Source organism: Pseudomonas sp. P97.38 (assembly GCF_001269745.1).
Lineage (GTDB): Bacteria > Pseudomonadota > Gammaproteobacteria > Pseudomonadales > Pseudomonadaceae > Aquipseudomonas > Aquipseudomonas chlororaphis_E.
Genome location: NZ_LHVJ01000011.1, coordinates 253,117 through 276,930, shown reverse-complemented (window position 1 = coordinate 276,930; position 23,814 = coordinate 253,117). Strand labels below are relative to the sequence as shown.

The following is a 23,814-nucleotide window of genomic DNA, read 5'->3' as shown; positions in this document are numbered from 1 at the left end:
TCAATGCTCCCGACTTTCGAAGTCGATGCGCGGATCGACAAAGGAATAGGTCAGGTCGCCGATCAGTTTCACCACCAGCCCCAGCAGGGTAAAGATGAACAGGGTGCCGAAGACCACCGGGTAATCGCGGTTGATGGCCGCCTCGAAGCTCATCAGCCCGAGGCCGTCGAGGGAGAAGATCACTTCCACCAGCAAGGATCCGGTGAAGAAAATCCCGATGAAGGCCGAGGGAAAGCCGGCGATCACCAGCAGCATGGCATTGCGGAACACGTGGCCGTAGAGCACTCGGCGGCGGGTCAGGCCCTTGGCCTTGGCGGTGACGACGTATTGCTTGTTGATTTCGTCGAGGAAGCTGTTCTTGGTCAGCAGGGTCATGGTGGCGAAGTTGCCGATCACCAGGGCGGTCACCGGCAGGGCAAGATGCCAGAAATAGTCGAGGATCTTGCCGCCCAGGGTCAGTGTCTCGAAATTGTTCGAGGTCAACCCGCGCAACGGGAACCAGTCGAAGTAACTGCCGCCGGCAAACACCACGATCAGCAGGATGGCGAACAGGAACGACGGGATCGCGTAGCCGACGATGATCGCCGAGCTGGTCCAGACGTCGAAATGGCTACCGTGCCGCGTGGCCTTGGCGATCCCCAGCGGGATCGACACCAGGTACATGATCAGCGTGCTCCACAGCCCGAGGGAAATGGACACCGGCATCTTTTCCTTGATCAGGTCGATGACCTTGGCATCGCGGAAGAAACTGTCGCCGAAGTCCAGCTGGGCGTAGTTCTTGATCATGATCCACAGGCGCTCGGGGGCCGACTTGTCGAAGCCGTACATCCGCTCGATTTCCTTGACCAGGCTGGGGTCCAGGCCCTGGGCGCCGCGATAGCTGGACCCGGCCACCGACACCTCGGCGCCGCCGCCGGCGATGCGACTGGTGGCGCCTTCGAACCCTTCGAGCTTGGCGATCATCTGCTCGACCGGCCCGCCAGGCGCGGCCTGGATGATGACGAAGTTGATCAAGAGGATGCCGAACAGCGTCGGGATGATCAGCAGCAGCCGCCTGAATGTATAAGCCAGCATCGGGTTACTCCACGCTCGCAGGAGCGGCGTTGTTCTGTTGTTCCATCACTTGTTTTTCTACTTCCACGGCAGGCTTGGTATCGGGCTTGACCCACCAGGTGGTGGTGCCGATGTCATAGGTCGGTGTCACCTTTGGGTGGCCAATGTGGTTCCAGTAGGCCACGCGCCAGGTCTTGATGTGCCAGTTGGGGATCACGTAGTAACCCCATTGCAGCACCCGGTCCAGCGCCCGGGCATGGGCCACCAGGCTCTTGCGCGAATCGGCGTTGATCAACTGTTCCACCAACTGGTCGACCGCCGGGTCCTTCAGACCCATGGTGTTGCGGCTGCCAGGCCTGTCGGCGGCGGCCGACATCCAGAATTCGCGCTGTTCATTACCCGGCGAGCTCGATTGCGGGAAGCTGCCCACCACCAGGTCGAAATCCCGGGAGCGCACGCGGTTGATGTACTGGGAGACGTCCACCCGGCGGATCACCAGGTCGATACCCAGGTCGCTCAGGTTGCGCTTGAACGGCAGCAGCACCCGTTCGAACTCGGTCTGGGCCAGCAGGAACTCCAGCACCACCGGTTTGCCCTGGGCATCGACCATCTTGTCGTCGACGATACGCCAGCCGGCTTCCTGCAACAGTTGGTAGGCGCTGCGCTGCTGGTCGCGGATCATGCCGCTGCCGTCGCACATCGAAGGCTGGAACGCTTCGGTGAAGACCTGTTCGGGAATCTTGCCGCGCAGGGGTTCGAGGATCTTCAGTTCGTCTTCATCGGGCAGGCCGGTGGCGGCCATTTCCGAGTTCTCGAAGTAACTGCGGGTGCGGGCATAGGCACCGTTGAACAGCTGCTTGTTGGTCCATTCGAAATCCAGCAACAGGCTCAGGGCCTTGCGCACCCGCACATCCTGGAACACCGGCCGGCGCAGGTTGAAGACAAAACCCTGCATGCCCGTGGGATTGCCGTTGGGGATCTGTTCCTTGATCAGGCGCCCCTCGGTGACGGCCGGGATGTTGTAGGCGTTGGCCCAGTTCTTGGCGGTCATCTCCAGCCAGAAGTCGAACTGCCCGGCCTTCAGGGCCTCGACCGCCACGGTGTTGTCACGGTAATAGTCGGTGGTCAGCACGTCGAAGTTATAGAAGCCGCGGTTGACCGCCAGGTCCTTGCCCCAGTAGTCCTTCACCCGCTCATAGCGGATCGAGCGCCCGGCCTTCACTTCGGTGACCTTGTAGGGGCCGCTGCCGAGGGGAATCTCCAGGTTGCCCTTGTTGAAATCGCGATCGGCCCACCAATGTTTCGGCAATACCGGCAGTTGCCCGAGGATCAACGGCAATTCACGGTTATTGGTGTGCTTGAACTTGAACAGGACCTTGAGTGGGTCTTCGGCGATGGCTTCGGCGACGTCGTTGTAGTAGCCGCGAAACATCGGGGCGCCGTCCTTGGTCAGGGTCTGGAAGCTGAACACCACGTCTTCGGCGCGCACCGGGTGGCCGTCGTTGAACCGGGCCTCGGGGCGCAGGTAGAAGCGGACCCAGGCGTTGTCCGGGGCCCGTTCGATTTTTTCGGCGATCAGGCCGTACTCGGTGAAGGGTTCATCCAGGCCCTGCTTGGCCAGGGTGTCATAGATCAGCCCGATGTCGTCGGCCGGCACGCCCTTGCTGATGAACGGGTTGAGGCTGTCGAAGCCACCGAAGCCGCCCTGGCGGAATATCCCGCCCTTGGGGGCGTCGGGGTTGACGTAGTCGAAATGCTTGAAATCGGCCGGGTACTTCGGCGGCTCGTTGTACAAGGTCAGGGCGTGCTGCGGCGCGGCGCAGGCCAGCCCGGCGAACAGCAGGCCGCCTGCATGCAGGAGCAGGGCACGTATAGGCTTCATTGATCTTTCTCCGAAGATTTCAGCCACCAGGCGCTCAGGCCCAGGGTGTAGGGCGGCGTGGTGACGAAGGCGAACCGGTTGCGGTACGCCAGGCGATGATAGTTGAGATACCAGTTGGGAATGCAGTAGTGCTGCCAGAGCAGCACGCGGTCCAGGGCCTTGCCGGCGGCGACCTGTTCGTCCCGGGTCTGGGCGGCCAGCAGCTTTTCCAGCAGGTGGTCGACCACCGGGTCGGCGATCCCGGCGTAGTTCTTGCTGCCCTTGACCCCGACCTGGCTGGAATGGAAGTACTGCCATTGTTCCAGGCCCGGGCTCAGGGTCTGGTTCAGGGTCAGCAGGATCATGTCGAAGTCGAACTGGTCGAGGCGCTGCTTGTACTGGGCGCGGTCCACGGTGCGCAACCGGGCCTGGATGCCGATACTGGCGAGGTTCTCGACGTAAGGTTGCAGGATGCGCTCCAGGTTCGGGTTCACCAGCAGGATCTCGAAGCTCAGCGGGCGGCTGTCGGCGTCCAGCAGTCGCTGGCCGTTGAGCGTCCAGCCGGCTTCTTTCAAGAGCCCCAGCGCCTTGCGCAGGGTTTCCCGGGGAATGCCGCGACCGTCGGTCTGGGGCAGGCTGAAAGGTTCGGTGAACAGGCGCGGCGGCAGTTGTTCGCGGTAGGGCTTGAGCAGTAGCCATTCATGGCCCACCGGGAGGCCGCTGGCGGAAAATTCGCTGTTGGGGTAGTAACTGAGGGTGCGCTTGTAGGCGCTGCTGAACAACGTGCGGTTGGTCCACTCGAAGTCGAACATCAGCCCCAGGGCTTCACGCACCTTGACCTGCGCAAACGTGGCGCGTCGGGTGTTCATGAACAGGCCTTGGGTCTGGGTCGGGATCTGGTGGGCGATTTGCGCCTTGATCACTTCGCCGCGCCTGACTGCCGGGAACTCGTAGCCGTTGGCCCAGTTCTTGGCCTGGTGCTCGATATAAATGTCGAACTCACCCGCCTTGAAGGCTTCGAAGGCGACATCGCTGTCGCGGTAGAACTCCACCTCCATGCGGTCGACGTTGTACTTGCCACGATTGACCGGCAGGTCCTTGCCCCAGTAGTCCTTGACCCGCTCGAACACCAGTTGGCGGCCTGGTTGCACCTTGGTGATGCGATAGGGCCCGCTGCCCAGGGGCGGCTCGAAGGTCGTTGCCTTGAAGTCGCGGCCTTTCCAGTAATGTTGGGGCAGCACGGGCAGTTCGCCCAGACGCAGGATCAACAGGGGGTTGCCGGCGCGCTTGAAGACAAAACGGATCTTGAGTGGGTTGAGGATATCGACCCGTAGCACTTCCTGCAGGTTGGTGCGGTATTGCGGGTGACCGTCCTTGAGCAAGGTGCGGTAGGAGAAGGCCACGTCGTAGGCGGTGATCGGCACGCCGTCATGGAACCGCGCTTCGGGTCGCAGGTTGAACACCACCCAGCTGCGGTCTTCGCTGTACTCCACCGACTGGGCGATCAGGCCGTAGCTGGATGTCGGCTCATCGCCGGACGGCGCGTACTGGCCGGTGCCGACCATCAATGGCTCGTTCAGCTCGTTGATGCCGTATTGCAGGAAATTAGGCGTGGAAACCGGACTGCTGCCCTTGAAGGTATACGGGTTGAGTGTATCGAAAGTGCCGAATGCCATGACCCGCAAGGTACCGCCCTTGGGCGCTTGCGGATTGACCCAGTCGAAGTGGGTAAATCTGGCCGGGTACTTGAGCGTGCCGAACTGCGCATAGCCATGGCTTTCGCTGATGGTGGCGCTGGCGCAGGGACTCAAGGCCAGGCTGATCAGGAGCAAGAGGAGGGGACGTATCAAGTCTGAGATCCGATCCAGGCGGCTTGGGCGTTATGGCAGGTACAGTAACAGCTTGTATCGGCAGGAAAAAGGCGGGGGCTCAAAGCTTCAGGGTTTGCTTGAGCTGTGGCGAGGGAGCTTGCTCCCGCTGGGGTGCGAAGCGACCCCGAACCTGGCACTTCGGTGTGAGGGGTGATTGGGTCGCTGCTTTTGGGGTTGCTGCGCAACCCAGCGGGAGCAAGCTCCCTCGCCACAAAACTGCCCCGGCTAAATCAGTATCAGTGCGGAGAGTAAACCGTCAGCATCTGCCCGGGCTTGAGCGCCTTGCCCATCCGCGGGTTCCAGCGCTTGAGATGTTGCATCTCGACGTTGAAGCGCTTGGCCACCACGTACAGCGAGTCACCTTGCTTGACCTTGTACTGGGTCTGCTTCTTCTGGTCCTTGCTGTTGGCGGCCACCACGGTGTTGATGCGCTTGCCGTTGGCCTTGGGGGCCTTGGTGTCCTGCATCACCAGGGTCTGGCCGACATTGAGTTTGTTGCCGCTCAGCTTGTTCCAGCGTTGCAGGTCCTTGGTCCGGACATTGTTGGCCTTGGCGATCTGGGCCAGGTTGTCGCCGCGCTTGACCCGGTAGCTGCGCCGGGCGCCTTCGACTTCGCTGTCGTCGGCGGTTTCGAAAACCGGTTTGAGCGAGCGCGGGCTGATCAACTCTTCCGGGCGCATGGTCGACAGGCTGGCGGTCAGCAACTGGGCCTTGGAGGTGGGTACGAGCAAGTGCTGCGGGCCGTCGATCGTGGTGCGCTGCTTGAAGGCCGGGTTGAGCTGGAACAGCTCGTCCTCGTCGATATTGGCCACCGCCGCGACCTTGGACAGGTCCATGCGTTGGTTGATCTCGACGACCTGGAAGTAGGGTTCGTTGGCGATCGGGTTGAGGTTCACGCCATAGGCATCGGGGGCGAGCACCACCTGGGACAATGCCAGCAGCTTGGGCACATAGGCCTGGGTCTCGGCGGGCAGTGGCAGGTTCCAGTAGTCGGTGGGCAGGCCGAGCTTCTCGTTGCGCTCGATGGCGCGGCTGACCGTGCCTTCGCCGGCGTTGTAGGCCGCCAGGGCAAGCAGCCAGTCGCCGTTGAACATGTCGTGCAGCCGCGTCAGGTAGTCCATGGCGGCCGTGGTGGACGCGGTGATGTCGCGGCGTCCGTCATAGAAACGGGTCTGGCGCAGGTTGAAATAACGCCCCGTGGACGGGATGAATTGCCATAGCCCCACCGCGTTGGCCCGGGAGTAGGCCATGGGGTTGTAGGCGCTTTCGATCACTGGCAGCAGGGCCAGCTCCAGCGGCATGTTGCGTTCTTCGAGGCGTTCGACGATGTAGTGGATGTAGAGGCTGCCGCGTTCACCGGCCCCTTCGAGGAACGACGGGTTGCTGGCGAACCAGAGCCGCTGCTGCTCGATACGGGGATTGACGCCGGCCGTTTCCTGCAACTGGAAGCCCTGGCGCATGCGCTCCCAGACATCCTGGGGCACCTGGGGGCTGGGTTTTTCGCTGAGCCACAACGGCTTCTGCTTGGCCCGGGCAGCGAGGTTCGGGGTGTGGGCCGCGTCGGTTTGCGGCACCTGGCTCGTGCTCTGGCAGCCCGCCAGCGTGGCGGACACAGCCACCGCGATGGCCTGGGCCAAGCGGGTCAATGTGTCTGACTGGGCGGACCTGCGTATAGATGACGACATTGGCTGGAAGTAAGTTCCGGGCGAAAATGTCGGGCGATTCTAGAAAGCGCACCCCAACAGGTCAACCATTCAGAATTTTTGTATCAATCGGTAGCGCCCTTAGAACGTATCTTTCCAAGCCCTCAAGGCCGCAAAAACCTCACTCGGCGTCTGGTTTCGCTGGCCGCTCCGTTCGTCTGCTTTTTGTTTAACGGATGTTTCAGTGGTGCGTAGGAACGGATTCGTGAGTTTTTCCAGGGCCAGGGTCGAGGGCAGGGTGGTGACGCCGTCGCTGCGTTGCTGGCTGACTTTGGCCAGGCGCGCGGCGATGTCAGGGTTGTCCGGCTCGACGGCCGCGGCGAATTTCAGGTTGCTGAGGGTGTACTCGTGGGTGCAGTAGACCAGGGTGTCTTCAGGCAGCGCGGCGAGGCGGCTGAGGGAGTGATGCATCTGCGCCGGGGTGCCTTCGAACAGGCGGCCGCAGCCGGCGGCGAACAAGGTGTCGCCACAGAACAGCAAACCGTGGTGGTAGTAGGCGATATGCCCCAGGGTGTGGCCGGGCACGGCGAAGACCTCGAAGTCCCAGCCCAGCACGTTGACCGTATCGTGGTCGTTCAGCGCGGTGTCGCGCGCCGGGATGTTCTCGCCAGCCGGGCCGTGGACGGTGGCGCCCGTCGCCTTTTTCAGCGCCTGCACGCCGCCGACGTGATCATGGTGATGATGGGTGATCAGGATGTCGCCCAGTACCCAGCCGGGGTGCGCATCGAGCCAGGCCTGGACCGGTGCGGCATCGCCCGGGTCGACCACCGCGCAACGCTGGGTCGAGTGATCCTGTAACAACCAGATGTAGTTATCGGTGAACGCGGGCAGGGCACTGATCTGTATCATCGCGGAATTCGCCAAGCTGAAAACAAAGGCGCATCTTAGAACTTCCTGACGCGTTGGAGAATGCAATGACTGATGAAGCGTTCGCCCAGGCCGATCCCGACTGGCTGGCGTTGATCAGCGCCGCCCGTGAATGGCTGTCCGGTCCTGTCGGGCAATTTTTGCTGGATGAAGAACGACGCATGCTCGAAGACGAGCTGGGCCGGTTCTTTGGTGGCTACCTGGTGCACTACGGGCCTTCGGCGCAGACGCCGCCGTCGGCGCCGCAGGTCCAGCGCAACGTGCGCCTGGGCGCGCCCTTGCCCGGGGTGGAAATTGTCTGCGAGGAACAGGCCTGGCCGCTCAGCGAACACGCCGCCGATGTGGTGGTCATGCAGCATGGCCTGGACTTCTGCCTGTCGCCCCATGGCTTGTTGCGTGAAGCAGCGAGCAGCGTGCGCCCCGGCGGGCACCTGTTGATCATCGGCATCAACCCCTGGAGCAGCTGGGGCCTGCGCCATGTCTTCGCCCAGGACGCCTTGCGCCAGGCCCGTTGCATCTCGGCCTCGCGGGTGGGCGACTGGCTCAACTTGCTCGGGTTCGCGCTGGAGAAACGCCGCTTCGGGTGCTATCGTCCGCCGCTTGCGTCGCCCAAGTGGCAGGCCCGCCTGGCCGGCTGGGAGCGCAAGGCCGGTGACTGGCAACTGTCCGGCGGCGGTTTCTACCTGCTGGTGGCGCGCAAGATCGCCGTAGGGCTGCGCCCGGTACGCCAGGTGCGCCGCGAACCGATGGGCAAGCTGATTCCCTTGCCCATGGCCAAGGTCAATCGTCGCCACATCGAGCCGTAAACCTTTTTCTGATGTTCGGCCGACATTTTGGCCACGGGCGTCGTGGGCTTCGACCCGCGGGCCTTTGCATTTTTTTCCTGGATAGATTGGCATGAGCGATAGCGTAGAACTCTTTACTGATGGCGCCTGCAAGGGCAACCCTGGCCCGGGCGGCTGGGGCGCGTTGCTGGTGTGCAAGGGCGTGGAGAAGGAGCTCTGGGGCGGCGAAGCCAATACCACCAACAATCGCATGGAGCTGATGGGCGCCATTCGTGGCCTGGAAGAGCTCAAGCGGCCGTGCGACGTGCTGCTGGTGACCGACTCGCAGTACGTGATGAAGGGCATCAACGAGTGGATGGCCAACTGGAAGAAGCGTGGCTGGAAGACGGCCGCGAAGGAACCGGTGAAGAACGCCGACCTGTGGAAACAGCTGGATGAGCAGGTCAACCGCCACAACGTCACCTGGAAATGGGTGCGCGGCCACATCGGTCACGCGGGTAACGAGCGGGCCGACCAGTTGGCCAACCGCGGAGTGGATGAAGTGCGGGGCTACAAGCAGGGCTGACGCCACGCCAGCCTTCACGGGCCGGTGTGGTTCATCTTCTGGCGGTCAACGGCATCAGAACCCCGTGGTGTTGATGGACACGTCGGGTTTTGGATGCCAGGGAGTGAAGGGCTCCCCAGCGGGGCCCTGTTCCGAGAGCGTGATCCGGCGGCCAATGTCATAACCCAGCGCTCGATGACCGTTGACCTGCGTTCTGGGGTAATTGATGTCCTGGGTCGCTACCTGCGGAAAGCGATCACATTCGCCAAGCCATTGGTGTTTGCACGCAGACAATCCCTGCTGGTAGAGCCAGACCGCTTCGCAGGAAAAATCATTGTCGCCATCGCAGTTCGACAACCGGCGACTCCAGTCCGGGTTTGGTGGCATGGCCGCTTCCTGGGTCGACAGTTTTACGTACAGAACCCGGATCCGGTTTTCGGGCGTGCACCCTTGGTCGGGGCAGATATCGAAGCGAAAGAAGGGGTCGGATTTAACGAAGTTGAATCCGATATCCTTGCGGCTAAACGTTTCACAGGCATCGGCGTCGAGAAACTTGTCCGGTACCGTGGCCGAGCCTTCTACCTTGTAAAACTTCAGTCCTTCCTCCTTGCCCAGATGGCACCGCAAGCGCTGCAAGGCGTCGAACACGGCCATCCGCTGGTCGCCCTGGCTGGTCGCTTCGTGTTCTGCGTCGACCGTGATGATGTTCTTGACCCGTCTTTTCACCAGGGCGTAGAGCCCGAGGTTTTCCGAGTGCCCACCGTCACTGAGGTAAACCGAGTCTCGAGTTTCGTCATATCGCCGGTTGGTGGCGAAGTAGAAGGGGAACGGCAGGGCTTTGTGCCAAGCGCGAGTGGCCGGCTCAACCCTGGGGTTTGCCACGTACCGGCCGAGCGACAGATTCAGGGCGTCGGCCAGCGCATCCACGGGGACATAGGCCAAGGGCTGGTCGGTCAATTTAAGGTCGTCGACAGCGGCGCCCGACATCATGACGGCTTCGGAAAGCCTGGGCGCGCGGGCGGGGTAGCAAGGTACTCCGTAGGTTGCCCTCTTTGTGCCGTCCTGATAGTCGCAGTAGCCAAACGCGGTATTGCCGTAGGCCAGCGGTGAAAACTCATAGACGACGCTCGCCAGGTCGGAGTTGAAGCCCGCGAAGTCGGCGGTGCGCAGCCATTCGACGCTGCCTCCGTAGGCGGCGGTGGTGTTGACGATGAAAAACGGTATCTCACCTCGTTTTGCCGCGTCCGCCAATTCGCCGTAACTGGGCGGCGCGTCTTTTAAGGTTGAATGCCAGTCTGTCGGATAGGCCGCGAATGTCCGGTCGATCCCGTGCTGGTAGGCCGACTCCCAAGGGTTCAAGTTGACCTGCCACCTGAAGAGGCCGTTCGCGAGAATATTGAGGGGCACGGAAGGCACCCAGACCGCCCCGCGTCCGACCATTTCGCCGACGTAGCTGCTCTGGTTGATAAACGCCCCGTAGTTCGAGTCCTGCGTCCTGGTGATCAGGTAGCTGTTGTTTTCAAGGTAGGTCTGGAACCGTCTCGTTGTTTGATCGGCATGGTGGGGGCGCGCCATGGGTTCGATGTCCGGGCTATCCCGTACGGCCTTGTACACGTAGTAGCTTTTGAACAACTCGTCAGGCGTGACGGCGTGTGCAGCGTAGTGCCTGGCGCCGAACAGCTGGTGGGTGAGCCATAAGTTGGCATAACTGCCGCCTGACACCGAAGAGACAATGTCGATCTTGTCGAGCAGCCCCTGTTTTTGCAGGCCCGCGAGAACCCCGATGGAAAATGTCGCCGAGCGCATCCCGCCGCCAGACAGGGACAGGCCGAGTTCCGGGCGATAGCCGGCGATTTCCTGCCCGGTACAGGGGGCGTCGATGGCGTTGGGAGGCGTGTGAAGCTGTTGCCGATACGAGCGCAGGTGGCAATTCTCGGCCGCCCTCAGCGCCGCGCTTCTTTCTTCGTAGCGTGCCGGGTCGGGTTGCTCGCCGTCGGTACGGCCGAGGTCGGGTTTATCGTCGATCGACGCGCAACCGGATAACAGGGCGAGGGCGAACGTTGCCCACTTCTTGGCGCCAGCGCCGAGTGTTTTTTCATGGGGTCGAGGGATGTGATACATGTCACGCTCCTTAGGGGACCTGGCGTTGAGCGAAAGCCAGTGGCGTGAGGCTAGCACCTGGGTGGCTTAGTGCTACTGAGCCATCATTCATTTGCACCAGCCGGGCCTCGGGAAATCCCTTGGCGCGGGGAGCGTGCTAACATCCGCGCTTTTGCAAGCCTGCCCGTTGAGAGCTGAACACTGATGGCCAACAGATCTGTTGTACTGGATACCGAAACCACCGGCATGCCGGTGACCGATGGTCACCGGATTATCGAAATCGGTTGTGTCGAGCTGATCGGCCGGCGCCTGACCGGTCGCCATTTCCACGTTTACCTGCAACCGGACCGCGAGAGTGACGAGGGCGCCATCGGCGTCCACGGCATCACCAACGAGTTCCTGGTGGGCAAGCCGCGGTTTGCCGAAGTGGCCGATGAGTTCTTCGAATTCATCAAGGGCGCGCAGTTGATCATCCACAACGCGGCGTTCGACGTTGGGTTCATCAACAACGAATTCGCGCTGATGGGCCAGCACGACCGCGCCGACATCAGCCAGCATTGCACCATCCTCGATACCCTGGTGATGGCCCGGGAGCGGCACCCGGGGCAGCGCAACAGCCTCGACGCCTTGTGCAAGCGCTACGACGTCGACAACTCCGGCCGTGAGCTGCACGGCGCCTTGCTCGACTCGGAGATTCTGGCCGACGTCTACCTGACCATGACCGGCGGGCAGACCAGCCTGTCCCTGGCGGGCAACGCCTCCGATGGCAACGGTTCGGGCGAAGGGTCGGGCAACCAGGCCACGGAAATCCGTCGCCTGCCGGCGGACCGCCGTCCCGCCCGGATCATTCGCGCGAGCGAAAGCGACCTGGCCGAACATGCCGCGCGTCTGGAAGCCATCGCCAAGTCGGCCGGTGCTCCGGCACTGTGGACGCAGTTGGCTGAGGCTTGAGGGCTTTGGCGCATAAACGCCTGTAGGCGCGAGCCCGCTCGCTCCCGTGGACCCACCTTGTTCATTCGCCACAATCGCCATGACCTTCTAACCTGAGGTTACGGGCAGGCTACGGATCCCGCTTGATGAGTGAAGATTTGAAAGACCAGGGCAATGGATGGCTATGCGCCGTTGGTTGTCTCAAGGAATGAGGACGTTTCCCAGTATGCAACCGGTCATGAATCCCAAGCACCCCGGGCTGTCGGTGCGCATTGTCGATGACGGTTTCGCTGCCTATATCTGGGGCAGTGACTTCAGCTTCGAGGTCAGTGACTACGGCACGGCGCAGGTCGGTCGCCCGGTGAGCCAGTGGCCGGTGACGCCGATCGTTCCCTATCGCAAGTGCTATGGCATCGATCCCGAGGAGTTCAGCAGTTTTCGCGATGCCCCGGACAGCGAGATCTTCATGGCGTACCTGGATGACCAGCCGGTGGGGCACCTGGTGGTCAGTACCAACTGGAACGGGTTCGCCCACATCGACGAGCTGGCGGTGCATGCCCCGGCCCGTCGCCATGGGGTGGCCAAGGCCTTGCTTGACGTCGCGCAGTTCTGGAGTCGCAAGAAAAAGCTGCCGGGCATCATGTTGGAAACCCAGAACAACAACCTGGGCGCGTGCCGGCTCTACGAGCGTTGCGGTTACGTACTGGGTGGGATCGATCACCTGCGCTATCGCGGCATCGACCGTCACACCGCCGAAGTGGCGCTGTTCTGGTATCGGCTGTTCGACGATCCGCTGGGCATGGCGATCAGTGGCCCAGCAGCGCCTCGGCTTGTTCCTTGACCCGTTCGAGCAGTGATTCAAGGGCGGGCGAGGGCTCGCGGCCTTTGAGGCTCAATGCATAAAGGTCAATCAGGATGGCGGGCGCCAGCGGACAGGTGTCCAGGCCCGCGTTCTTGGCGCCCGACGCGGTAAAAGGGTCGACGATGGCCAGGCCTTCGCCGGCCTCCACCATGGCCCGCATCATCTGGTGGGTCTGGACGCGGATCTGGATCACCGGCGCCGGGCGCAACGCCGCCAACTTGTGCTCGAACGCCGGGCTCAACGGGTCGTGCCCTTCGAGCCCCACCAACGATTGTCCCGCCAGGTCCTGGAGCGAAATGTACTTCTGCCGCGGTTGCAGCCAGCCATGGGGAGCCAGCAACTGCAGTTTGCCCTGGGCGATCACCTGGCAATCGATGTCGGGATGTTCCGGGTTGTGCAGGCTGAGGCCCAGGTCGCTTTCGCGCAGGAGCAAGCTCTGGACGATGCCGCGGGTTGGCTGGCTGAGCAGGGTGCAAGGGGCATCCGCGAAGCGTCGGCGCAGGGCGGCGATGCTCTGGGGCAACAATTGCTGGGCCAAGGGCGGGGTGCAGATGATGCGCAGTGGCGGCGCCTGGTAGTGTTTCAGGCTGCTGGCCAGCCGCTGCACCGGTTCGAGGGTGTCGTACACCCGCGTGATGCCGTCGCGCAGTTCGAGGGCTTCCCGGGTGGCCTGCAAGCGTCCGCGCACACTGGCAAACAGCATGAACCCCAGTTGGGCCTCGGCATCACGCAGAATCGCCTCGACCTCTGCCACCGGCAGTTGCAGCCATTCGGCCGCCGTGCCGAGATGGCCGGTCTGCAGCAGCGCCTGGATCACTTCGATGTGGCGTAAACGCATGCAAGAAGTCCGTGTTCGGCGGATAAGCCATTGGGTGGCCGAATCCTAACCCAAGTCCGGGCATGACTTCTGCTCATAACAACGATTACGAGGCGATTAGCGTTTCAGGTTCGCGGATGAGCTCGATACCCGACTGCACCAGCAGGAAGCGGTCTTCGTCGAGTTTGTTGACGCGATCACCAATGGCCAGCTTATAAGTGGTGACAGGCTCCTTGCCGTATCCCTCGGGCGACGGGGTCGATTCCTGGAACTCATGCACCGAATAGACGCGGCCTTCGGCGTCTCGCGCATGGAATTGTCCGACAAGTACTGCTGCCATTGCTTAGAACCTCTGGAAATAGATCACTCGATTTGCGGTTCTGTAGACCTTGGTCTATCGCGGTAAGTTTTCCCACAAGAAAAAAATAGTCCAGCCGGCCGGATTTCGTCGCTCCACTGGTCCAAATGTAACGCCGATCATCTATAACTACAGATCCTTTGAGCCGACAGTCGAGAAGCCTCTCATGAGTAATGTCTACACCGTGGCCGTTTTGGTGGGCAGCCTGCGCAAGGCGTCGATCAACCGCAAGATCGCCCTGGCCCTGGCCGACCTGGCACCTGCCAACTTGAAGCTGGAGATCGTCGAGATTGGCGACTTGCCCCTCTACAACGAAGACATCGACGTGACGCCGGCACCGGCCGCCTACGCGACATTCCGCCAGCGGGTGGGCGCGGCCGATGCGCTGTTGTTCGTCACCCCGGAGTACAACCGTTCGGTGCCGGCACCGTTGAAAAATGCCATCGACGTGGGCTCGCGCCCTTACGGGCAGAGTTGCCTGAGCGGCAAGCCGGGCGCGGTGATCAGCGCTTCCCCAGGTGCCATCGGTGGCTTCGGCGCCAATCACCATTTGCGCCAATCCCTGGTGTTCCTCGATGTGCCCTGCATGCAGCAGCCGGAAGGCTACCTGAGCGGCGCCGGTACGGCGTTCGACGAGGCGGGCCAGTTGTCGGAGTCGCTGAAGCCGTTCCTGCAGAAATTCATCGCGGCCTATGGTCAGTGGGTCGAGCAGCATAAAAAGGTCTGAACCCCGGATAGCCCGGATGAGCCGTGGCGAGGGAGCTTGCTCCCGCTCGGTTGCGCAGCGACCGCCCCAGGGGCCTGCTGCGCAGTCCAGCGGGAGCAAGCTCCCTCGCCACGGGGTTATCGGGTTCTGCAATGCCGCTTTACTGAGTATTCGCGTTTACCTATATTCGCCCCTCTTCCCCCCTCAGCTATCCCTCTGCGCAAGGCTGTAACGCATGCTCATCGCGTCATTGATTTTCCTGCTGACCATTACGCTGGTGATCTGGCAACCCAAAGGCCTTGGCGTTGGCTGGAGCGCGACGCTCGGCGCGTTGTTGGCCCTGCTGAGCGGGGTGGTGCACCTGGCCGACATCCCGCTGGTGTGGCAGATCATCTGGAACGCCACTGGCACGTTCGTCGCGTTGATCATCATCAGCCTGTTGCTGGACGAGGCGGGGTTCTTCGCCTGGGCGGCCCTGCACGTGGCTCGATGGGGTCGGGGCAGCGGGCGCAAGCTGTTTGCCTACATGGTGTTGCTCGGGGCGCTGGTGTCGGCGCTGTTTGCCAACGACGGGGCGGCGCTGATCCTGACGCCGATCGTGATCTCGATGCTCCTGGCGCTGCGCTTTTCCCCGGCGGCGACGCTGGCGTTCGTGATGGGCGCCGGCTTCATCGCCGACACCGCGAGCCTGCCGCTGGTAGTGTCGAACCTGGTGAACATCGTGTCGGCAGACTTTTTCGGCATCGGCTTCAACCGCTACGCGGCGGTCATGGTGCCGGTGAACCTGGTGAGCGTGGCGGCCAGCCTGGGGATCCTGCTGTGGTTCTTCCGGCGCGACATTCCCGGCGATTATGACCCGCAACAACTGGACGATCCGGCCACGGCGATCCACGACAAGGCGACGTTCTATGCCGGTTGGGCGGTGCTGGTGATCCTGCTGGTGGGCTGCTTTGCCCTGGAGCCGCTGGGCATTCCCATCAGTGCGATCTCGGCGGTGTGCGCCGCGTTGCTGCTGGGCGTGGCGGCCCGCGGCCACAAAATTTCCACGCGCAAGGCGATGAAGGAAGCGCCGTGGCAGATCGTGATCTTCTCCCTCGGCATGTACCTGGTGGTCTATGGCCTGCGCAACGCCGGGCTGACCGGCTATCTGGCCCATTGGCTCGACAGCTTTGCCGCTTACGGCGTATGGGGCGCGGCCATGGGCACCGGCGTGCTGACGGCGCTGCTGTCATCGGTGATGAACAATCTGCCGACGGTGCTGGTCGGTGCCTTGTCCATCGACGCCAGCCAGGCCACCGGGGCGGTGAAGGAGGCGATGATCTACGCCAACGTGATCGGCAGCGACCTGGGCCCGAAAATCACCCCGATCGGCAGCCTGGCTACCTTGCTCTGGCTGCATGTACTGGCACGCAAGGACATTCGCATCGGCTGGGGCTATTACTTCAAGGTCGGGATCGTGCTGACGGCGCCGGTGTTGCTGGTGACGTTGGCGGCGCTGGCGGTGCGGTTGTCCTTCTGAAGCGAGGTGGCCGCCTTCGCGGGCAAGCCCGTTCCCACAGGGTTTTGTGGTTGCCCGCAAGATTGCAGATGCTGCGGTCATTGTGGGAGCGGGCTTGCCCGCGAAGGCGGCCGTCCAGGCACAACAACGTTCAGCTATTGCCCGGCACAGCCGGCCAGAGATCCGCCACCAGGAACACCCGCTCGGCTTCTTCCCACTCGCCCAAGCTGTTTTCCCCCAGGCGCACCAGCAATTGCGCTGGCGCCATCGGGTCCAGGGCCTGTCGCCAGGCTTGCAGTTGTGCGCTGCTCCAGGTTTGTTCGGCCGGATAATGCGCCGGGGCCAGCCAGGCGGCGCGGGGCAGGGGTTGCCAGCGCCCTGGCGGACGTTGGGCGACGAATGCCGGCCAATCGCGCTGGTGCAGCCAACTGCCGCGCAAATGCCGGGGGTGGGCGCCCAAGGGTGGTTCGGCGTGGTTCGGCCAGGGGTAGAGCAAGTACCCGCCCAGCCAGAGTTCGGAGCGCAGCCGCTCGTTGCCCGAGGGTTCGATGCCCAGCGCCGCCAGGGCCTCACGGCTTTCCGGGCGCGCCGAGATCGGCAACTGGTGTTCGCGCAGGTGCGCCAGTTTACGGTCGAGCCGGTCATGGCTGCCCGGGCCCAGCCATTGCGCGGCGTCTTGCCCATCGCCCTGTTGAGGGCCCAGGTACAGCTTGATCGCCAGTTCCAGGTGATGAATGCCGTCGTCGTCGCGCAACAACAGGTCCAGTTCCCCCAGCGTATGGCCCTCGCGCCGGATCGGCAGGTTCGCGGCGATCAGTTCGATGCCCGGTGCGTGCTGTACGGCGAACTGCCACAACCTTTCGTAATACAGCCCCAGGCGTCGCGTCCGTCCATGTGACAACCACTGCAGCAACGAATAGCTGTCGCGGTCCAGCTGCCTGAGCCAGTGTTCCAGTCGGTCGGGGTTTCGCACCCAATCGCTGCGGGTCAGCGGATGGCGCTGGGGCCAGGGCGTGTCGATGAGCATCGGTGGGGCCAGCAGCGCCCACGCCAGGTCGCGCACCTCGGGGTGGCGCAGGCGACGGGGCAGGTCCAGCAATTCAGGGAACAGGATCATTTTGCGAGCATAGCTGCTGCGGCGAAGGCTTAAAGAATTTTGTCTATGGAGCGCTTTCGCCCATAATCGTGATTTTCGCCCGCCGCAGATCCTCGCAGGAGCCTCATGGAGCAATTTCGCAATATCGGCATCATCGGTCGCCTGGGCAGTTCACAGGTGTTGGACACCGTTCGCCGTCTCAAACGTTTCCTCCTGGAGCGACACCTGCATGTGATCCTCGAAGACACCATCGCCGAAGTGTTGCCCGGCCATGGCTTGCAAACGTCGTCGCGCAAGATGCTCGGCGAGGTTTGTGACATGGTGATCGTGGTTGGCGGTGATGGCAGCCTGCTGGGGGCTGCGCGGGCCCTGGCGCGGCACAATATCCCGGTGCTGGGGATCAACCGCGGCAGCCTGGGCTTCCTGACCGATATCCGGCCGGACGAGCTGGAGATCAAGGTCGCCGAGGTGCTGGACGGCCACTACCTGGTGGAAAACCGTTTCCTGCTGCAAGCCGAGGTGCGCCGGCACGCCGAAGCCATCGGCCAGGGTGACGCCCTCAACGACGTGGTGCTGCACCCGGGCAAGTCCACGCGGATGATCGAATTCGAGCTGTACATCGATGGCCAGTTCGTCTGCAGCCAGAAGGCCGATGGCCTGATCGTCGCTACGCCCACCGGCTCCACGGCCTACGCGCTGTCCGCCGGCGGCCCGATCATGCACCCCAAGCTCGACGCTATTGTGATTGTGCCCATGTACCCCCATACCTTGTCTGGGCGACCCATCGTGGTCGATGGCAACAGTGAGCTGAAAATCGTCGTGTCCAAGGATATGCAGATCTACCCGCAAGTGTCCTGTGACGGCCAGAACCATTTCACCTGCGCGCCGGGTGACACCATCACCGTCAGCAAGAAAGCGCAGAAGCTGCGCCTGATCCACCCGCTGGATCACAATTACTATGAAGTCTGCCGGACCAAGCTCGGCTGGGGCAGTCGACTCGGAGGTGGAGGCGACTGATGCTCGATCCTGCGCGCAGTTACGATCTGATCGGTGACGTGCACGGATGCGCCCTGACCCTGGAACACCTGCTGGACCGACTCGGTTACCACAAGCAGGGCGGGGTCTGGCGACATCCGTCGCGCATGGCCGTGTTCCTGGGCGATATCATCGACCGTGGCCCGCGGATCCGCGAAGCGCTGCACATCGTCCACGACATGGTCGAGGCCGGCCAGGCGCTGTGCATCATGGGCAATCACGAATTCAACGCCCTGGGCTGGAGCACCCCGGCATTGCCCGGCAGCGGCCAGCGCTACGTGCGCGAGCACACCCCGCGCCACGCTCGCCTGCTGCACGAAACCCTGACGCAATTCGAGCAGCACCCCGGCGACTGGCATGACTTCCTCAAGTGGTTCTATGAGTTGCCGCTGTTTGTCGACGCGGGCCGGTTCCGGGTGGTCCACGCCTGTTGGGACGCCGGCCTGATCGAACCGTTGCGCGGCCTGTTCCCCGACGGCTGCGTCGACGAGCACTTCCTCCAGGCGTCGGCGCAACCGGGCAGCTTTGCCTGCACGGTGTTCGATCGCCTGCTGCGCGGCACCGACATGCGCCTGCCCCACGGCATGACCCTCACCGGTGGCGATGGCCTGACCCGGTCGTTCTTTCGTACCAAGTTCTGGGAAGACGATCCCAAGACCTACGGCGACATTGTGTTCCAGCCCGATGCGTTGCCCGAGCCGGTGGCACGCAGGCCTCTGTCAGCCGACGAAAAGAACAACCTGTTGCGCTACGGCATCGATGAGCCCTTGTTGTTCGTCGGTCACTATTGGCGCAGCGGCAAGCCTGCGCCGATCCGCTCCAACCTGGCGTGCCTGGACTACAGCGCGGTGCTCTACGGCAAGTTGGCGGCCTACCGGCTCGACCAGGAAACCCGCCTGGACCCGCACAAATTCGTCTGGGTCGATGTCGAGCGCCCCGAGGTGATGCCGTGAACCTGGTCGCGGTGGTGCGTTTGCCGTTGACAGCGGACCTGAGCGGTTTCGTCACGTTGCTGCAACGGCTGCAGGTGCCACACCGGGTCAGCGAGGAGGCGGGCGAGCAAGTGCTCTGGGTGCCGGACGAGATGGGCGAAGACGTGCGCACCCTGTATGGCCGTTTTCCGCAGGGCGATCTCCAGCAGACCCTGGAGCTGCCGGCCATTGGCCCCGCGCCGAAAAGGCCAGGCGTCGTCGAGCAACTGACGCGAAGCCCGATGACCGCCCTGGTGTTGCTGTTGAGCCTGCTGGTCGGCGTCGTGACCCTGTTGGGCGAGAATCTCCAGGCATTGCGTTGGCTGACCTTCCTCGAGTTTCGCGTTGCCGGTGACTACATCCAGTTCATCCCTCTGGCCGACAGCTTGGCGGCGGGGCAGTGGTGGCGCCTGGTGACACCGATGCTGATCCACTTCGGTTTCCTGCACATTGCCATGAATGGCCTGTGGTATTGGGATTTGGGGCGACGGATCGAGGCGCGCCAGGGCGGCATCAATCTGTTGGGGCTGACGCTGCTGTTCAGCCTGGTGTCCAATTTCGTCCAGTACCTGGTCAGCGGCGCATCACTGTTCGGCGGTTTGTCCGGCGTGTTGTACGGCCTGCTGGGGCATTGCTGGATTTATCAATGGCTGGCGCCGAATCCGGCCTACCGCTTGCCCCGTGGCGTCATGGCGATGATGCTGGGGTGGCTGGTGCTGTGCATGTCCGGGCTGGTCTCGCTGATCGGTTTCGGAGAAATCGCCAACGGCGCCCACGTGGGCGGTTTGCTCATCGGTTGCTTCACGGGCTTGTTGGGCGGGCTGTTCGCTCGCCGTAAACTGGCCCGACCATGATCGGGTGGCGAGGGAGCTCGCTCGCCACGAATGACCAATAGCCCACTTATCTTTATTGTCACTAACGAACGCGCGGAGAACCCATGTCCTCGTTCAACGAAATGATCCAGAACATTACCCCCGACATCTATCGCAGCCTGAAGTTGGCGGTGGAGATCGGCAAATGGGCCGATGGCAACAAACTCACCGCCGAACAGCGCGAGTTGTCGTTGCAGGCGATGATCGCCTGGGAAATCCAGAACCTGCCCGAAGAAGAGCGCACCGGTTACATGGGGCCGCAGGAATGCCAGTCCAAGGCGCACGAAGTGCCGAACATTCTGTTCAAGTCGGACGCCATCCATTGATCGAGATTGGCCGCGGTGCAATCAGCAAGATGTCGGCGCGCCTTGACGGGCCGAACGTTCACTATGCCTTGCGTCTGGGCGATCTCGAGGTGCCGGTCAATCCGTTGATCGGCAGCAGGGTGCGCCTGGAGTTCCTCGGTGCGATCCATTGCAGCCATTGCGGGCGCCGGACCAAGACCAGCTTCAGCCAGGGGTATTGCTACCCGTGCATGACCAAGCTGGCGCAGTGCGATGTGTGCATCATGAGCCCCGAGCGCTGCCATTTCGAGGCGGGCACCTGCCGCGAGCCGGCATGGGGCGAGCAGTTCTGCATGACCGATCACGTGGTGTACCTGGCGAACTCGTCCGGCGTGAAGGTCGGCATCACCCGTGCCACCCAACTGCCGACCCGCTGGCTGGACCAGGGCGCCAGCCAGGCGTTGCCGATCCTGCGGGTCGCCACCCGTCAGCAGTCGGGGTTTGTCGAAGACCTGTTCCGCAGCCAGGTGGCGGACAAGACCAATTGGCGCGCGTTGCTCAAGGGCGATGCCGTGGCGGTGGACCTGCCGCGGATCCGCGATGCGCTGTTCGAAAGCTGCGCCCCGGGATTGCAGGGGTTGCAGGAACGATTCGGCTTGCAGGCGATCCAGACCATAGCGGACGTCGAACCCCTCGAGATCCGTTATCCGGTGGAGCAATACCCGACCAAGATCGTCAGCTTCAACCTGGACAAGGACCCGATCGCCGAAGGCACGCTGCTGGGGATCAAGGGCCAGTACCTGATTTTCGACACTGGCGTGATCAACATTCGTAAATACACGGCCTACCAGCTGGCCGTGCATCAGTAGAAGGATTCGACCCATGCGCACCGAACAACCGAAGATGATTTACCTGAAGGACTATCAGGCGCCCGAGTACCTGATCGACGAAACGCACCTGACCTTCGAGTTGTTCGAGGACCACAGCCTGGTCCATGCGCAACTGGTGATGCGCCGCAACCCCGAGCGCGGTGCCGGCCTGCCGCCGCTGGTGCTCGATGGCCAGCACCTGGAGCTGATTTCGATCAAGCTCGACGACACTGACCTGGCTTCGAGTGACTATCAGTTGGACGACAGCCACCTGACCGTGCAGCCCAAGGCCCAGGCCTTTACCGTCGACACCACCGTCAGGATCCACCCGGAAACCAACACCGCCCTGGAAGGCCTGTACAAGTCCGGCGGCATGTTCTGCACCCAGTGCGAGGCCGAGGGTTTCCGCAAGATCACCTATTACCTCGACCGCCCGGACGTGATGAGCAAGTTCACCACCACCGTGGTGGCCGAGCAGCACAGCTACCCGGTGTTGCTGTCCAACGGCAACCCGATCGCCAGCGGTCCCGGCGAAGACGGTCGGCACTGGGCGACCTGGGAAGACCCGTTCAAGAAACCGGCCTATCTGTTTGCCCTGGTGGCCGGTGACCTGTGGTGCGTCGAAGACACCTTCACCACGTCGAGCGAGCGCACTGTGGCGCTGCGCATTTATGTCGAGCCGGAAAACATCGACAAATGCCAGCACGCCATGACCAGCCTGAAGAAGTCGATGCGCTGGGACGAGCAGGTGTATGGCCGCGAGTACGACCTGGACATCTTCATGATTGTCGCGGTCAACGACTTCAACATGGGGGCCATGGAAAACAAGGGCCTGAACATCTTCAACTCCAGCGCGGTGCTGGCCCGCGCCGAAACCGCCACCGACGCCGCGCACCAGCGGGTCGAGGCGATCGTCGCTCACGAATACTTCCACAACTGGTCGGGCAACCGCGTGACCTGCCGCGACTGGTTTCAACTGTCGCTCAAGGAAGGCTTCACGGTGTTCCGCGACGCCGGTTTCTCCGCCGACATGAACTCCGCCACCGTCAAGCGCATCCAGGACGTGGCCTACCTGCGCACCCACCAGTTCGCCGAAGACGCCGGCCCCATGGCCCACCCGGTGCGCCCGGACAGCTTTATCGAGATCTCCAACTTCTACACCTTGACCGTGTACGAAAAGGGCTCGGAAGTGGTCGGCATGATCCACACGCTGCTGGGGGCGCAAGGGTTCCGCAAGGGCAGCGACCTTTACTTCGAGCGCCACGACGGCCAGGCCGTGACCTGCGATGACTTCATCAAGGCCATGGAAGATGCCAACGGCGTCGACCTGACCCAGTTCAAGCGCTGGTACAGCCAGGCCGGTACGCCACGACTGGCCGTGACCGAGTCCTACGACGCGGCGGCTCGTACCTACAGCCTGACCTTCAGCCAAAGCTGCCCGCCAACCCCGGACAAGCAGGAAAAACTGCCGTTCGTGATTCCCGTCGAGCTGGGCCTGCTGGACCGCCAGGGCGCTGAGATACCCTTGCGCCTGGCCGGTGAAGCAGCCGCGAACGGCACGTCGCGGGTCATCTCGGTGACCGAGGCCGAGCAGACCTTCACCTTCGTCGACATCGCCGAACAACCGCTGCCATCGCTGCTGCGCGGCTTCTCGGCCCCGGTCAAGCTGAGCTTCCCGTACAACCGCGACCAGTTGATGTTCCTGATGCAGCACGACAGCGATGGTTTCAATCGCTGGGATGCCGGCCAGCAATTGTCGGTGCAGGTGTTGCAGGAATTGATCGCCCAGCACCAGAAGGGCGTCAGCCTGTCGCTGGACCCGCGCCTGGTTACCGCGTTGCGCACGGTGCTGTCGGACGAATCCCTGGACCAGGCCATGGTCGCGGAAATGCTCTCGCTGCCAAGCGAAGCCTACCTGACGGAAATCAGCGAAGTGGCCGACGTCGAGGCGATCCATGCCGCTCGCGAGTTCGCCCGCCAGCAACTGGCCGAGAATCTGTTCGAAGCCCTGTGGCTGCGCTATGAAGCCAACCGCGACCTGTCCAAGCGCACGCCGTATGTGGCCGAGGCAGAACACTTTGCCCGTCGCGCCTTGCAGAACATTGCGCTGTCGTACCTGATGCTCACCGATAAACCAGAAGTGCTCAGTGCGACCCTGGAGCAATTCGACACCGCGGATAACATGACCGAACGCCTGACGGCCCTGGCGGTGTTGGTCAACTCGCCTTTTGAAACCGAGAAGGCCCGTGCCCTGGAAGTGTTCGCGGAAAACTTCAAGGGCAATCCGCTGGTCATGGACCAATGGTTCAGCGTCCAGGCCGGCAGCCCGCTGCCCGGTGGCCTGGCGCGGGTCAAGGCGTTGATGGAGCACCCGGCGTTCAATATCAAGAACCCGAACAAGGTGCGGGCGCTGATCGGCGCGTTTGCCGGGCAGAACCTGATCAACTTCCACGCCGCCGACGGTTCGGGTTATCGCTTCCTGGCCGACCTGGTCATCCAGCTCAACGGCTTCAACCCGCAGATCGCCTCGCGCCAATTGGCGCCGCTGACCCGCTGGCGCAAATACGACAGCGCACGCCAGGCGCTGATGAAGGGTGAACTGGAGCGCATCCTGGCGTCGGGTGGGCTATCGGCCGATGTGTTTGAAGTCGTGAGCAAGAGCTTGGCGTAAGCTCGATGCCGCGGTCTGCCTGGCGGACCGCGGCGCCTTTATTCGCGAGCAAGCCCGCTCC

Annotated in this window: 21 protein-coding genes; 12 read left to right on the top strand and 9 right to left on the bottom strand. The window is 62.7% G+C overall.

Annotated elements, in window-relative coordinates; all coding sequences use genetic code 11:
* From AD664_RS06730 to gloB, 5 genes are all read right to left on the bottom strand, one after another.
* Positions 1 to 1,074 carry a microcin C ABC transporter permease YejB gene (locus AD664_RS06730; protein WP_042729169.1) on the bottom strand — a complete coding sequence of 358 codons (1,074 nt, stop codon included), beginning with the start codon at positions 1,072 to 1,074 and terminating at the stop codon, positions 1 to 3.
* A 4-nt stretch (positions 1,075 to 1,078) separates the two neighbouring features.
* Positions 1,079 to 2,935: an extracellular solute-binding protein gene (locus AD664_RS06725; protein ID WP_053145355.1), complete on the bottom strand. Its 1,857-nt coding sequence runs from the start codon at positions 2,933 to 2,935 to the stop codon at positions 1,079 to 1,081.
* Positions 2,932 to 4,761: an extracellular solute-binding protein gene (locus AD664_RS06720; protein ID WP_172679702.1), complete on the bottom strand. Its 1,830-nt coding sequence runs from the start codon at positions 4,759 to 4,761 to the stop codon at positions 2,932 to 2,934. The genes AD664_RS06725 and AD664_RS06720 overlap by 4 nt, the downstream gene beginning before the upstream one ends.
* Positions 4,762 to 5,021: 260 nt before the next feature.
* A complete protein-coding gene (locus AD664_RS06715; protein WP_053145351.1) occupies positions 5,022 to 6,470 on the bottom strand; it encodes a transglycosylase SLT domain-containing protein in 1,449 nt (482 codons plus the stop codon).
* A gap of 99 nt (positions 6,471 to 6,569) precedes the next feature.
* On the bottom strand, positions 6,570 to 7,337 hold the full coding sequence (gene gloB / locus AD664_RS06710; RefSeq protein ID WP_053145349.1) for a hydroxyacylglutathione hydrolase: 768 nt from the start codon (positions 7,335 to 7,337) through the stop codon (positions 6,570 to 6,572).
* 65 nt (positions 7,338 to 7,402) lie between these two features.
* On the opposite strand from gloB, the gene AD664_RS06705 reads away from it, so the two are divergent.
* The gene (locus AD664_RS06705) at positions 7,403 to 8,161 is read left to right on the top strand and encodes a class I SAM-dependent methyltransferase (RefSeq protein WP_053145347.1); all 759 of its coding nucleotides are present in this window, start codon (positions 7,403 to 7,405) and stop codon (positions 8,159 to 8,161) included.
* A 91-nt stretch (positions 8,162 to 8,252) separates the two neighbouring features.
* Positions 8,253 to 8,705 (top strand): ribonuclease HI, encoded by a 453-nt coding sequence (gene rnhA, locus AD664_RS06700; RefSeq protein ID WP_042729981.1) that lies wholly within the window; start codon positions 8,253 to 8,255, stop codon positions 8,703 to 8,705.
* Positions 8,706 to 8,759: 54 nt separating this feature from the next.
* Here rnhA and AD664_RS06695 read toward each other — a convergent pair whose 3' ends face one another.
* The gene (locus AD664_RS06695; protein WP_053145345.1) at positions 8,760 to 10,805 is read right to left on the bottom strand and encodes a patatin-like phospholipase family protein; all 2,046 of its coding nucleotides are present in this window, start codon (positions 10,803 to 10,805) and stop codon (positions 8,760 to 8,762) included.
* A gap of 183 nt (positions 10,806 to 10,988) precedes the next feature.
* On the opposite strand from AD664_RS06695, the gene dnaQ reads away from it, so the two are divergent.
* A complete protein-coding gene (gene dnaQ, locus AD664_RS06690) occupies positions 10,989 to 11,735 on the top strand; it encodes a DNA polymerase III subunit epsilon (RefSeq protein ID WP_042729983.1) in 747 nt (248 codons plus the stop codon).
* Positions 11,736 to 11,940: 205 nt separating this feature from the next.
* Positions 11,941 to 12,555, top strand: a complete 615-nt coding sequence (locus tag AD664_RS06685; protein ID WP_042729984.1) for a GNAT family N-acetyltransferase — start codon at positions 11,941 to 11,943, stop codon at positions 12,553 to 12,555.
* Here the strand turns inward: AD664_RS06685 and AD664_RS06680 are convergent.
* Entirely contained in the window at positions 12,521 to 13,414 is an 894-nt protein-coding gene (locus tag AD664_RS06680) for a LysR substrate-binding domain-containing protein (RefSeq protein ID WP_053145343.1), read from the bottom strand. The genes AD664_RS06685 and AD664_RS06680 overlap by 35 nt on opposite strands.
* A gap of 85 nt (positions 13,415 to 13,499) precedes the next feature.
* Entirely contained in the window at positions 13,500 to 13,733 is a 234-nt protein-coding gene (locus AD664_RS06675; protein ID WP_053145339.1) for a hypothetical protein, read from the bottom strand.
* Between the two features lie 184 nt (positions 13,734 to 13,917).
* Here AD664_RS06675 and AD664_RS06670 point away from each other — a divergent pair, with 184 nt between their 5' ends.
* Positions 13,918 to 14,478, top strand: coding sequence for an NADPH-dependent FMN reductase (locus AD664_RS06670; RefSeq protein ID WP_053145337.1), 561 nt, complete (start codon positions 13,918 to 13,920; stop codon positions 14,476 to 14,478).
* A 214-nt stretch (positions 14,479 to 14,692) separates the two neighbouring features.
* A complete protein-coding gene (locus AD664_RS06665) occupies positions 14,693 to 15,976 on the top strand; it encodes an arsenic transporter (protein WP_053145334.1) in 1,284 nt (427 codons plus the stop codon).
* A gap of 130 nt (positions 15,977 to 16,106) precedes the next feature.
* Here the strand turns inward: AD664_RS06665 and AD664_RS06660 are convergent, their stop codons facing one another.
* Entirely contained in the window at positions 16,107 to 17,072 is a 966-nt protein-coding gene (locus AD664_RS06660) for a DUF1853 family protein (RefSeq protein ID WP_053145332.1), read from the bottom strand.
* Between the two features lie 105 nt (positions 17,073 to 17,177).
* Between AD664_RS06660 and AD664_RS06655 the strand changes: the two genes are divergently transcribed.
* The 6 genes from AD664_RS06655 (at position 17,178) to pepN (ending at position 23,753) form a co-directional block, all read left to right on the top strand.
* A complete protein-coding gene (locus AD664_RS06655) occupies positions 17,178 to 18,068 on the top strand; it encodes an NAD(+) kinase (RefSeq protein WP_003180647.1) in 891 nt (296 codons plus the stop codon).
* Positions 18,065 to 19,039, top strand: coding sequence for a metallophosphoesterase (locus AD664_RS06650; RefSeq protein ID WP_172679701.1), 975 nt, complete (start codon positions 18,065 to 18,067; stop codon positions 19,037 to 19,039). The genes AD664_RS06655 and AD664_RS06650 overlap by 4 nt, the downstream gene beginning before the upstream one ends.
* Positions 19,036 to 19,911, top strand: coding sequence for a rhomboid family intramembrane serine protease (locus AD664_RS06645; protein WP_053145327.1), 876 nt, complete (start codon positions 19,036 to 19,038; stop codon positions 19,909 to 19,911). Before AD664_RS06650 ends, AD664_RS06645 begins: the two co-directional genes overlap by 4 nt.
* A gap of 83 nt (positions 19,912 to 19,994) precedes the next feature.
* Positions 19,995 to 20,255, top strand: a complete 261-nt coding sequence (locus tag AD664_RS06640; RefSeq protein WP_042729992.1) for a YeaC family protein — start codon at positions 19,995 to 19,997, stop codon at positions 20,253 to 20,255.
* Positions 20,252 to 21,082, top strand: coding sequence for a DUF2797 domain-containing protein (locus tag AD664_RS06635; protein WP_053145325.1), 831 nt, complete (start codon positions 20,252 to 20,254; stop codon positions 21,080 to 21,082). The genes AD664_RS06640 and AD664_RS06635 overlap by 4 nt, the downstream gene beginning before the upstream one ends.
* 13 nt (positions 21,083 to 21,095) lie before the next feature.
* Positions 21,096 to 23,753: an aminopeptidase N gene (pepN, locus tag AD664_RS06630; RefSeq protein ID WP_053145323.1), complete on the top strand. Its 2,658-nt coding sequence runs from the start codon at positions 21,096 to 21,098 to the stop codon at positions 23,751 to 23,753.
* Positions 23,754 to 23,814 lie beyond the last annotated feature (61 nt).